Genomic DNA, 12549 nt, shown 5'->3' on the forward strand with positions numbered 1-12549 from the left:
CTATTTTGAGGATAAAGAGTTGATAGAATAAGATGATTATTTATGCAGATATATATATATTGGAAAATTTAGTTATAAATTATTTTATTCTACTTGCAACATCATATTTACTTAAAGCCAATGTGAACAGTTTTAAGATTTTACTTGTAAGTATACTTGGAGCTTTTTATTCACTATTTCAATTTTATCAGCCTTTACAGTTATTATATTCTCCAATTGGGAAAATAATTGTTTCGGCTTTCTTTGTATATCTTACCTTTTCGCCGAAAAATTTTTATGGATTTATTAGACAGTTTCTTAGTTTTTACCTTGTTACAATCATGTTTGGGGGAATGGGATTTTTTCTTTATTACATTTCGGAAAATAGTATTGAATACTCTGTTCAGCTAAAACTAAAAAATGTTCTACTTGCACTTGGCATTTCACTAATTGTGTTCAAATTATCATATGAACTTATAATCAAAAAGGTTTACAAAGATTCACTCATTAGGTATATAAGATTCAAGATAAATCAATTAGAGTATAGCTGTGTAGGATATATAGATACAGGCAATAACTTAAAAGAACCTTTTTCAGGCAAACCTGTTGTAATTGTTGAAAAAAAGCTACTTGGAATGGAAGAAGAGGCAAAAGACATATCTTCCAAGGACCTTGAGAAGCTTCAAAAAACTTTTGGTAGCAGAATTGTTTTGATACCTTACAATTCAATTGGGCAGGAACATGGGGTTTTGGTAGGAGTTATACCTGATGAGTTTTATGTTTCAGAAAACAAAAATACATGGGTAAGGAAAGATGTAGCGATTGCCTTGTATGACAAAAAAATTTCAAACAGATACTCGGCACTTCTTGGTCCTGATTTAATTTGATTCTTAAAGGAGGTCACAACAGTTGAAAATAACAATGCAAAAAGGTATAATTTTGACCAGGTGATATTGAATGTTGCTAAGTGTGCAAAAAGTTAAAGAGATATATTCTATCTGCCGAAGAACACTAATAAACTGGGAGAAGGAAGGGTTAATAACACCTCTCAGGACACCGAAGGGAAGGAGAAGGTATAAAAAAGAAGACATAGAAAAACTACTTGGCATGATAAAGGAAAAACCAAAACCAACCGTTGTTTTGTATGCAAGAGTCTCCACTAAAAAGCAAGAAGAGTACCTTAAAAACCAAATTAGAAGACTTGAGGAATACGCAAAGTCTCAAGGTTGGCAGTATGAAGTTATATCTGAAATAGCCAGCAAAGTAGATGAAAACAGGAGAGGACTATTAAAACTTTTGAACAAAATCAAAAGAGGAGAAGTTACAAAAGTTGTAATAGAGTATCCAGACAGACTTGCAAGGTTTGGATTTGAGTATCTTAAGTTTTTCATGGAGAGCTTTGGGGTAGAACTGGTAGTGTTAAATGGCAGAGAAAATGAAGAAGATATAAACAGAGAACTGGCAGAGGACTTAATAGCGATAGTAACATCTTTTGCAGCGAGGATTTATGGGCAAAGAGGTGCTAAAAGACATGGTAACAGTTCAGGCGAAGTTAGTGTTCGATAGAGAGGAAGACAAAAAGGCAGTATTAGATCTTATGAGAAGATGGTCCTCTTGTATGAGGTATGCATACAAGAGACTACTGGAAAGGCATAAAAGGAATGAACTAAAAAGAGAGCTGCAAGGAATTTTTAATCTTAATTCCCGATACGTTGATGATGCAATAATGAAAGCAAACAGTGTTTTAAACTCATGCAAAGGAAGAGGAGAAAATCCTGAAAAGGTCATTTTTGGTGGTAGGCAACTTTTTGAAAAACTAAAGAGGCGGTACATAAACGGCAAGGTATATAGGAAACTTCAACGAGAGTGGCAGGAGAAGAGGAAGGGGAATCTGTACTCAAGAGGAGACAGGAGCAAAAAGGGGAATCTCAATACAAGGATTGAGATAGACGGGAACTTCACAAAACTCAGGATTAACGTAGGAAAAAGAGAGTACGTATATGCGACGATACAAGCTGGATGGAAGATGAAAGGTAAGACATACATGGATAGGAACCTACTGCTACAAGCAATAAGCAGCTTTAGTGGACCTTATTCTGTAGAACTGAAACTCAAAAACGGTGTAGTATATGCCTACTTCACCGTTGAAGAAGTTTTCCCCAAGCCTGCGATAACGAGAGCAAATGGAGTTATAGGGATAGACACTAACGCATATCCAAAGAATGTTGCATGGGCAGAAACAGATGAGTACGGACAGTTTCTGGGATATGGCAGAATACCACTTGAGAAGCTTGAGAGTGGAAGCTCAAGCAAGAGAGAGTATTACAGGTGGCAGTATGCACACATGATAGTACAAATGGCGAAAGAGAAGCAAAAATCGATAGTGATTGAGAACCTTAGCATACAGGACAGGGGCAGAAGAGGCGACTTTTCAGGTAGAAAATCAAGACGGATAAGGCACTATTTTGGGTACAGGTCACTTTTGGAGAAGGTAAAACTTCTGGCAAAGCGTGAAGGGATAGAGGTTATAGAAGTAGACCCGGCGTATACTTCTGTGATAGGGATGTTGAAGTATGCACCGCAGTATATGGTGAGCAAGGATATTGCGGCAGCGTATGTAATAGCGCGAAGAGGACTTGGCTTGAGAGAAAGGATACCGCACAATTATATGCTGCTTCTTAGTAGGCTTGATGTAAACAACCTGGAAGAGCTAAAAGAGTATGTAAGGGAGGTAGTCAAGAACAAACATCTGAGGAAAAAACAACTCAAAACGATAGATAGAGCGATAAAGTTTTTACAAAGCTCTGGGAGTGAGCCAGGGAGGCTATCCGTGCCTCTGGATGGAACAAGCGCGGGTAGTCGTGGCAAAAAACACAATCCCTGGCAAGTTCTTAGGGTAGCGGTGGTAACGCCACTCTCCCCTGACAGAGTCCTGCGTGATATGTCTGTCTTGAAATCGCTTTTGATTTCAGGGCAAGTGGGGAAGACCTGTAAGGGCGTAAGTTCCTGTTTCTTGGGGCAGGGGCTATGGCTTTCCCAAATACCGCCTGCTGGGGCTGGGAAAGCCTGAAAGGCGGACTACAAATACCCCAGCCGCCAATACTGTGCAATTTTGCACAGTTTGGTTGACCAGGAGTGATTTTATGAAACTTGATTCTAATATTTTGCAATATGTATTAAAAATATTTAAAAAACTTGGTTTTAAACTTTCAAAAAATCAGATAATGGAGATTTTCTATATTGGTGGATGTGATACTCTTCCGCCGCCGCTTACACCTGACGAAGAAGCCCAGATTTTATACAAGATTCATTACCAAGGGAAAGAAGAATTAAAAAAGCTTTTAGTAGAAAGGAATTTGAGGTTGGTTGTCTACATTGCTAGAAGATTTGAAAATACAAAGATTAATCTTGAAGACCTTGTTTCAATAGGCACAATAGGTTTGATTAAAGCAATAAATACATATAATCCAAACAAGAATATAAAACTTGCTACTTATGCTTCAAAATGTATTGAAAATGAAATTTTGATGTTTTTAAGACGAAATTCAAACAAAAAGCTTGAGTTGTCAATAGACGAGCCACTAAATGTAGATTGGGATGGCAATGAGCTTTTACTTTCTGATGTTCTGGGAACTGATACAGAAGAAATTTACAACAGGATTGAGAGTAGTGTGGAGAGAGAAGCACTTTTGCGAGCAATTCAAAAACTTCCGTCAAGGGAAAAAAAGATTGTTGAACTGAGATTTGGATTTGGAGATGGTGGAGAAAAAACTCAAAAAGAGGTTGCAGATATGCTGGGGATATCACAAAGTTATATCTCGCGCTTGGAAAAAAAGATTATAACAAGACTAAAAAAAGAACTGGCAAAAATTATATAATATAGAAATCTATTTTAGAATAATTACCTTCCCCAAGGTTAATAATAACCATAGTGTAAAGTAAAAAAAGGGGGAGGTAATTAAATTGAACAAAGTAGAAATTTGTGGTGTGAATACATCAACACTCCCCGTTTTAAGCCATGAAGAAAAGCTTGAACTTTTGAAAAGAATGAAAGAAGGAGACAAAGAAGCACGAAGAATTTTTATTGAAGGAAATTTGAGGCTTGTTTTGAGCGTTGTACAAAAATTTGCAAACAGGGGCGAGAATTTAGACGATTTGTTCCAGGTAGGATGCATTGGTCTTATAAAGGCAATTGATAATTTTGACCTTTCTCAGAATGTAAAGTTTTCGACTTATGCGGTGCCGATGATAATCGGGGAGATAAGAAGATATCTGAGGGATAATAACTCTATGAGAATTTCGAGGTCTTTGAAAGATACAGCCTATAAAGCTTTAAAAATAAAGGAAAAGTATATAAATAATAACCAGAAAGAACCAACATTAGAAGAGATAGCAAAAGAGCTATCAATAACCAAAGAAGATCTTGTTTTTGCGCTTGATTCTATACAAGAACCAATCTCTCTTTATGAGCCAGTGTTTCAAGATAGTACTGATACAATGTATGTTGTGGAAAGACTGTGCGACCACAAATCATGCGAAAGTGTTTGGCTTGAGGAGATTTCACTCAAAGATGCTCTCTCGAAACTTACAAAGCGCGAAAAAGAAATTCTGTATTTGCGTTATTATAAAGGAAAAACCCAAATGGAGGTAGCAAAAATTGTAGGAATTTCTCAAGCACAGGTCTCAAGAATTGAAAAAAGTGCAATAGGACATATTAAAAAGTATATTTAAGATTTTGTTGTTGACAATTTATGCATTCAAAATTTATAATAATCTAAAACTGACAAAAAGCCTTTTACCTTAAAAGTAAGGTAAAAGGCTTGTAAATTTTTTAAGGGGGCAATGTTTCAATGTCTCTTATAGAAATGACTATTCCAGACTATTTTGATATTATAGCTACAAAGTTTGCTGACAATCCCGCTGTCATTTACCATCATGAAAAGATTTACCTTACATATTCCCAGTTCAAAAAAATGGTTGATGATACAGCAAAAGGGTTTATGGCAATTGGGATTCAAAAAGGAGAACATGTAGCTGTATGGGCAACGAACAGGCTTGAATATCTCATTTCTATCTTTGCTTTAGCCAAGATTGGAGCAGTGCTTGTTACTGTAAATACCAACTATAAGATATATGAGCTTGAGTATCTTCTCAGACAATCTGACAGTTCCACTTTAATATTCACAGAAGGATTTAAAGATTCAAATTATCTTGAGATTGTTAAAAAACTTAATCCTCAGCTTCAGGTGTGCAAAAAAGGAGAACTTGAAAATCCTAATCTGCCTTATCTTAAAAGACTAATTTTTATCGGGCAAGACTCTCATGATGGAATATACAACTGGCACGAGGTAATTGAACTTGGAGAGAATATCCCTGATGAGGACCTCATTCAAAGACAAAAAAGCCTTGAGCCAGATGAAGTAATAAATATGCAATACACTTCTGGTACCACTGGATTTCCAAAAGGTGTTATGCTTACACACAAAAATATTCTCAACAATGCAAACACTATAGCAGATTGTATGAAACTTACACACAAGGACAAGCTGTGCATCCCCGTTCCATTTTTCCATTGTTTCGGACTTGTTTTGGGTATAGGTGCATGCGTGACAAAAGGTGCCACCATGGTACCGCTTGACCATTTCAATCCTCTTAAAGTTATGGAGACAGTCCACTTTGAAAGATGCACTGGCTTACATGGTGTGCCAACAATGTTTATTGCAATATTGGAGCATCCTGAATTTAATAAGTTTGATTTTTCTTCTCTTCGTACTGGTATAATGGCAGGAGCACCTTGCCCTATCAAGGTTATGAGAGAAGTTGTCGAAAAAATGCACATGAAAGAGATTACAATAGCATATGGTCAAACTGAGGCATCACCTGTAATAACTCAGACAAGGGTTGACGACCCTCTTGAGTTTAGGGTGTCTACAGTTGGAAAACCACTTGAAGGTGTGGAGGTAAAAATTGTGGATATCCACACTAAAAAAGAGGTTCCAAACGGTGTTATTGGCGAGATATGTGCAAGGGGATACAACGTTATGAAAGGGTATTACAAGATGCCAGAGGCAACAAAACAAGCCATCGACGAGGATGGTTGGCTTCACACAGGTGATTTAGGATACATTGACCAAAATGGATATTTAAGAATTACTGGTAGGCTCAAAGATATGATAATAAGAGGTGGAGAAAACATATATCCACGTGAAATAGAGGAGTTTTTATATACACATCCGGCAGTGAAAGATGTGCAAGTTGTAGGTGTACCAGATAAAGTCTATGGTGAGGAGATAGCTGCATTTATAATCCTCAAAGATGGGTGTTATGCAAGCGAGGAAGAGATAAAAGAGTTTGTAAAAGCAAATCTTTCACGGCACAAAACGCCACGATACGTTGTGTTTGTTAGCGAGTTTCCCACAACTGCAAACGGAAAAGTACAAAAATATAAACTAAGAGAGATGGCTATAGAGATGTTTGGTCTTCACGATGCGGCAAATATCGAAACAGCTTAAGTTTTTGCCCCCGGTAATATTGAATTTTTCTTTGATTGTATGATAGAATTATTTTCAACATTAAAATTGCGAGGGGAGAAAATACATGCAACTAAGATATAATCTTGAAGTTTCACCAAAAGGTAATCTTTCATGGGAAGGAATTGACCTTCTTGACTTGATAGAGATGTATGGAACTCCTCTTTATGTTATGAATGAGACAATGATAAGAGAAAATATCAATATATTTAAGACTTCCCTGAATAAATATTTTGGAGAAAATGGTCTTATAATTTATGCATCAAAAGCTTTTTGCACAAAGGCTATGTGCCAAATAGCAAAAGAGGAAGGAATTGGCCTTGATGTTGTATCAGGGGGGGAACTTTACACAGCACTTTCTGTAAATTTTGACCCAGATAAGATATTCTTCCATGGAAATAATAAAACATATGATGAGCTTGAGATGGCAGTTGAAAAGGGTGTAAAGATTGTACTTGATAATTTTGATGAGCTCGAGATGCTAAGTCTGATATGTAGAACAAAAAACAAAAAAGCAGATGTTTTGATTCGAATAAAACCAGGAATAGAAGCTCATACACATGAGTTTATTAGGACAGGGCAGATAGACTCAAAGTTTGGGGTTGCGCTTGAAAATGGCGAAGCATTCTCTATTGTTCAAAAAGTTTTGCAAAAAGAGGAGCTAAACTTGGTAGGTCTTCATTGCCATATTGGCTCACAGATTTTCGAAACAGCTCCGTTTAAGCTTGCTGCAAGGGTCATGCTTGAGTTTATGCTCAAGATTAAAAATGAACTTGGCTATGAGATAAAAATATTAGATTTAGGGGGCGGATTTGGAATAAAATACACCGCTCATGATGAACCACCAAGAGTTGAAAAGTTTATAGAAGTAATTACTGAAGAGGTAGAAGAATTTTGTAGCTTAAAGGGGCTAAAAAAACCGTTTATTGTTTTAGAACCTGGAAGGTCAATTGTGGGTGAAGCTGGAATTACGCTTTATACAATTGGAAATGTCAAAGAAATACCAAATGTTAGAAACTATGTATCTGTTGATGGTGGAATGACAGACAATCCACGATATGCGCTGTATCAGGCAAGATATGATGCATATGTTGTTGAAAATCCTTTGGGGCAGCGGACAAAAGTTTATACAATAGCGGGAAGATGCTGTGAGTCTGGTGATATACTCATCAAAGACATAAAGCTTCCAGAGCTTAAGACTGGTCAACATCTTGCCATTTTGGCAACAGGAGCATATAATTATTCTATGTCAAGCAACTACAATAGGTTCCCAAGACCTGCAGTTGTACTTTTGAAAAATGGTCAAGCAAGGGTTATTGTAAAACGTGAAACATATGAAGACCTTGTGAAAAATGATATGGAGATTTAATAAAATTATGTTTGGAGAGAATTTATGATGGCTGTGCCAAGTATTATTACAATGCTTTTGAGAATTCCAGGGCTGCTTTTTGCAATATCTGTGCATGAGTCAGCCCATGGCCTTGTTGCATATTTGCAGGGAGATGACCTGCCAAAAAGACAAGGAAGAATAACCTTAAACCCTCTTCCGCACATAGATTTGTTTGGTGCGATAGCGCTGATTCTTTTTGGATTTGGATGGGCAAAACCTGTTGTGACTGATCCAACAAGATACAAAAATCCAAAAGTAGGTATGGGGCTGACAGCCTTAGCAGGACCTGTTGCAAATATTCTTTCTGCAATTGTCTTTGCTATTGTGCTTAAATATATTGACAAGTACAATTTAATAACAAATAGATATCTTCAAATTATGATTCAAGAAGCATATTTGATTAATGTGTATCTTGCAATATTCAATTTATTACCAATACCACCCTTAGATGGTTCAAAGATTCTGTTTATCTTTGCACCAAACAGATATGTTGAGTTTTATTATAGATATGAAGTGGTAGGGCAAATAATATTGATTACTTGCATATTTTTTGCACCTTTTTTGCTTTCATACGTTTTGCAGCCAATAGCATATTTTATTTTCAATTTCATTGATTTTATTGTCATGTTATTTCCTTAAATGTTTATAAAAATCAAAAAATCTTGTAGGAGAATAGGAGAATGAAAAGATGAGACGAGTTTTGTCTGGTACACGACCAACGGGTATTTTGCACCTTGGAAACTATTTTGGAGCTATAGAGAGCTGGGTAAAACTTCAGGATGAATATGAATGTTTCTTTTTTGTTGCAGATTGGCATGCGCTGACAACCGGATATGAGGACACTTCGAATTTAAGAGAATATACAAAGCAGGTTGTGATAGACCTTTTGGCATGCGGTCTTGACCCGAAAAAGTGTACAATATTTGTGCAGTCGCATGTTCCACAGCATGCTGAGCTTCATCTTTTGTTTTCAATGATAATGCCTCTTTCTTGGCTCTACAGGTGTCCAACTTACAAAGACCAGATGAGAGAGTTAAAAGAGAGGAACATTGCAACATATGGTTTTTTGGGATATCCATGTCTTCAGGCAGCGGATATATTGATATACAAAGCAGAGCTTGTGCCAGTTGGTGAAGACCAGCTCCCGCATTTGGAGCTGACACGAGAGATTGCAAGAAGGTTTAACTTCTTATATGGTCAGACTTTTCCAGAACCACAAGCAATCCTTAACACTGTAAAGGTGCTTGTTGGGACAGACGGACGCAAGATGAGCAAGAGCTACGGAAATACAATTGCACTTTCTGAAGACTTGGAAAGTGTAAGGAAAAAGGTAATGAACATGGTAACAGACCCTGCAAGGATTCGCAAAAACGACCCTGGACATCCTGAAGTGTGCACAGTCTTTGCATACCATCAGATATTCAGCCCAGAGACTGTATCAGAGACAGAAGAGGACTGCAGACAGGGTAAAATAGGTTGTGTTGAGTGCAAAAAGAGGTTATTTGAAAATATTTCAAGGTTTTTAGAGCCAATTCAGTCAAAAAGAAGAGAGCTTGAAAATGACCTTGACTATGTTTTGGGAGTTATAAATGAAGGTGCAAGAAAGGCAAGAGAAATAGCATCAAGAACATTACAAGAAGCAAAGGACAGGGCAGGTTTGTTATGAACTTTGAGGTTAAACTTCCTAACTTTGAAGGACCTCTTGACCTGTTGCTTTACCTTATAAAAAAAGAAAAGATAAACATTTATGATATTCCTATATCCGAGATTACAAACCAATATTTGGTATATTTGAACCATTTAGATACAATCAATGTAGATTCTGTTTCTGAGTTCATGGTAATGGCTGCAACACTTTTAGAGATAAAATCAAGAATGCTTTTGCCAAAAGCTCAACAAGAGCAAGACCCGCGCCAAGAACTTGTGGAAAGGCTGAGAGAATATCAGAGATACAAACAGATCGCCGTCTACTTAAAAGAAAATTATCCTTACAGGGAATGTTATAGAAAAACAAATCAAGATTATTTGCTTTTAAAGGAAAATAAAAAAGAGCTTGTAGCTCAGCTTGATATTAAAAAACTTTGCAGAGCATATTTAGCCATTAGCCAAAAAAATCAGGATTTGCCAAAAGAGAGCATTCAAAAGCTTCAGGAGATTACCAAAAAACAGCCAATATCTATTTTGAAAGTTGTGAAACAGGTTTTTGAATATATCAAACAAAAAGGGGTTTTATATTTTAGCAGCCTCATTAAAGGGATTTCAAAAGAAGAGATAATCTACAGATTCTTGGCAATTTTAGAACTGTGCAAGCTTGGTCATATTTTTGCTCATCAGCAAGAGGTGTTTGACGACATAAAGATTTTGAAGAGGTAGCAAGACAGAGATGGAAAGAATAAGAATAAAATCAATCGTGGAAAGTATACTATTTTTGGCTACTGAACCTTTGGATGTACAAAAGGTTGCAAAGATTTTAGAAGTAGATAGTCAAGAGGTCAAAAGCTGTATTGAGGAACTAAAACAGGAATATTTACAACAGAACAGAGGGTTTCTGATAACCGAACAGGAAAATGGATATGTTTTGGTCACCAATCCAGAAAATTCAGGATATATAAGGGAGTACTTTGACTTGGAGCAAAAGTATATATCTCTTTCTCAGGCGGCGTATGAAGTGCTATCAATTGTGGCGTTGAAAGGTCCCATTACAAGGCAGGAGATAGAAAAAATAAGAGGGGTCAGCAGCGAGAATGTCATAAAAAGCCTTATAGAAAAAGGGCTCATCAGAGAAGCTGGAAGACTGGATACAATTGGCAAGCCTGCTGTTTATGAGGTAACCTCACTTTTTTATACTTCTCTTGGCATTAAAGATATAGACGAACTCAAAGAAAAAATTTTAAAAATCCAGAAAGAGGATACATCAAATTGATGTATCCTCTTTTATTTTTGTGGCAATAATTTTAATAAAACCACAGCACTTTGTGAGGGTCATTGATAAAAAAAATTGATAGTTCTTTTAAATTTCTTGCTTTTTACAATATTAGTTATTTATCTTTGCTTACCAAAAATATTTTTGATTGAGATAAAAGTTGAAAAAGCAATTTTTGTTGGAGTAAAGTTTAACTTTTTAGGAATTTATGTGTGTATATTTTATAAAAAAATTCCTGTTTCTGGGTGTAAAAAAGTTAAACATTTTTCTATTGGAAAAGGAGCGAAAAAGAAAAAATCAAAACTTTTTTCTACCAAGACTGTATTTAGACTTATAAGAATCTTCCTTTTGTCTACTGTAGTGAAAGTAGTGAAGATTTGTGCGCGTATTTACTGTGCAGATGCTTTTATTTTGAGTATTTTAAGTGCAAGTATATATTCAATTTGGGGAATATTAATGTCATGTGGACAGAATACAAAACTTGATTATCAAGCATTCTGTCAAGAGAATTTTTTGTCAAGTACTTTGCAACTAAATATTAGCATCAAGATATTTCCTATAAAGCTTCTAACTAATACAATAAAAGCAATAAATAAACAAAAAGGTGGTGTTAAACTTGGCACATCCAATTGAAATGCTTATGCAGACAACAATGGAAAACCTAAAACAGATGATTGACGTTAACACAATTGTGGGTGATGCTGTTCAAAGTTCGGCTGGAGCTGTTATAATTCCGGTCTCAAGAGTTTCGTTTGGATTTGTGGCAGGTGGGGGTGACATAAAACAGGACAGTAATAAGATGAATAAAAACGACGAAAATATTCCGCTTTTTGCAGGCGGCACTGGTGCTGGAATCTCTGTTATGCCAATTGCGTTTTTAGTTGTAACACAGGACCAGATAAGGCTTTTAAATGTTTCAGCAAACAGCAGCATCGAGAGAATAATTGATATCATTCCAAACATAATTGAAGATATCAAGGAAATTATTCAGAGAAGATGATAGCAAGATAGCTTTGCTATCATCTTTTTTTATGTGAAAGAATAGAAATTAAATTGAAAATAATTGAGAAGGGAGCAATGAAAATGAGAAAAAAGAAAATAGCAGAGAAAAGTTCAAAAGTACCAATAATAAAAGCGATACTGGTGTTTCTTATTTTACTTTTTGTCCTGACACTAAAGTTCAAATATATTCATATTAAAAATTTTCCATTTGAAAAAGCCAAAGTTTTTTTTCAGCGTGATGAAAATATTTATTCAGAGCTGGTCAAATGGGTAGAAGATTTTTTGCAGCCTTTATCTTTCTCAGATCCGACAAGCAAGGACAGCTTGCTCAAAAAACAATCTTCTACATCCTACATATATCCTGCAGATGGGCAAATTCAAACCTCTGACGATGGAGGAACTTTTATTATAGTTAAAAAGAAAACTAATATTCTCAGTCCCTGTGATGGAAAGGTAGCAGAAATTATTAAAAAAGGTGAAACTTTTGATGTTGTCATACAGCAAGGTAGCAGGATACTTTATAGGATTGAAAACATTAATGTTTTAAACATTCAAAAAGGGGAAGTTTTAAAAAAAGGTGAGATAATAGGATATAAGCTGCCATTTGACCTTGTGGGAAAAGATTTTATATATTTTAAGAGAGAAGAAATAATGTAGTTTAGAAATATTTCACAAATGACATTTCAAGCTAATTTATGCTATACTAAATTTAGACAAAAATCGAC

Annotated in this window: 14 protein-coding genes; all 14 read left to right on the forward strand. The window is 35.8% G+C overall.

The window, feature by feature from the left end; translation table 11 throughout:
* Positions 1-32 precede the first annotated feature (32 nt).
* The gene (locus tag ATHE_RS03925) at positions 33-866 is read left to right on the forward strand and encodes a sigma-E processing peptidase SpoIIGA (protein ID WP_013430795.1); all 834 of its coding nucleotides are present in this window, start codon (positions 33-35) and stop codon (positions 864-866) included.
* A gap of 70 nt (positions 867-936) precedes the next feature.
* Complete coding sequence (locus ATHE_RS03930) at positions 937-1545, forward strand: IS607-like element ISCbe1 family transposase (protein ID WP_015907335.1); 609 nt, start codon at positions 937-939, stop codon at positions 1543-1545.
* Entirely contained in the window at positions 1511-3049 is a 1539-nt protein-coding gene (locus ATHE_RS03935) for an IS200/IS605 family accessory protein TnpB-related protein (RefSeq protein WP_015907336.1), read from the forward strand. The genes ATHE_RS03930 and ATHE_RS03935 overlap by 35 nt, the downstream gene beginning before the upstream one ends.
* Before the next feature lie 73 nt (positions 3050-3122).
* Positions 3123-3857 (forward strand): RNA polymerase sporulation sigma factor SigE, encoded by a 735-nt coding sequence (gene sigE, locus ATHE_RS03940; RefSeq protein ID WP_015907337.1) that lies wholly within the window; start codon positions 3123-3125, stop codon positions 3855-3857.
* An 85-nt stretch (positions 3858-3942) separates the two neighbouring features.
* On the forward strand, positions 3943-4710 hold the full coding sequence (gene sigG, locus ATHE_RS03945) for an RNA polymerase sporulation sigma factor SigG (RefSeq protein WP_015907338.1): 768 nt from the start codon (positions 3943-3945) through the stop codon (positions 4708-4710).
* A gap of 119 nt (positions 4711-4829) precedes the next feature.
* Positions 4830-6491 (forward strand): AMP-binding protein, encoded by a 1662-nt coding sequence (locus tag ATHE_RS03950; RefSeq protein ID WP_015907339.1) that lies wholly within the window; start codon positions 4830-4832, stop codon positions 6489-6491.
* Positions 6492-6576: 85 nt separating this feature from the next.
* On the forward strand, positions 6577-7878 hold the full coding sequence (gene lysA, locus ATHE_RS03955) for a diaminopimelate decarboxylase (protein ID WP_015907340.1): 1302 nt from the start codon (positions 6577-6579) through the stop codon (positions 7876-7878).
* 24 nt (positions 7879-7902) lie between these two features.
* Positions 7903-8538 (forward strand): site-2 protease family protein, encoded by a 636-nt coding sequence (locus ATHE_RS03960; protein WP_015907341.1) that lies wholly within the window; start codon positions 7903-7905, stop codon positions 8536-8538.
* Positions 8539-8587: 49 nt separating this feature from the next.
* Positions 8588-9565: a tryptophan--tRNA ligase gene (trpS, locus tag ATHE_RS03965; protein ID WP_015907342.1), complete on the forward strand. Its 978-nt coding sequence runs from the start codon at positions 8588-8590 to the stop codon at positions 9563-9565.
* The gene (locus ATHE_RS03970; RefSeq protein WP_015907343.1) at positions 9562-10272 is read left to right on the forward strand and encodes a segregation and condensation protein A; all 711 of its coding nucleotides are present in this window, start codon (positions 9562-9564) and stop codon (positions 10270-10272) included. The genes trpS and ATHE_RS03970 overlap by 4 nt, the downstream gene beginning before the upstream one ends.
* 10 nt (positions 10273-10282) lie before the next feature.
* Positions 10283-10822: an SMC-Scp complex subunit ScpB gene (scpB, locus tag ATHE_RS03975; protein ID WP_015907344.1), complete on the forward strand. Its 540-nt coding sequence runs from the start codon at positions 10283-10285 to the stop codon at positions 10820-10822.
* Positions 10823-10897: 75 nt separating this feature from the next.
* On the forward strand, positions 10898-11455 hold the full coding sequence (locus ATHE_RS03980) for a hypothetical protein (RefSeq protein ID WP_015907345.1): 558 nt from the start codon (positions 10898-10900) through the stop codon (positions 11453-11455).
* Entirely contained in the window at positions 11439-11822 is a 384-nt protein-coding gene (ytfJ, locus tag ATHE_RS03985) for a GerW family sporulation protein (protein WP_015907346.1), read from the forward strand. The genes ATHE_RS03980 and ytfJ overlap by 17 nt, the downstream gene beginning before the upstream one ends.
* 83 nt (positions 11823-11905) lie before the next feature.
* The gene (locus ATHE_RS03990; RefSeq protein WP_015907347.1) at positions 11906-12481 is read left to right on the forward strand and encodes a M23 family metallopeptidase; all 576 of its coding nucleotides are present in this window, start codon (positions 11906-11908) and stop codon (positions 12479-12481) included.
* Positions 12482-12549: the final 68 nt, after the last annotated feature.

The sequence above is a fragment of the Caldicellulosiruptor bescii DSM 6725 genome, from assembly GCF_000022325.1.
GTDB lineage: Bacteria > Bacillota > Thermoanaerobacteria > Caldicellulosiruptorales > Caldicellulosiruptoraceae > Caldicellulosiruptor > Caldicellulosiruptor bescii.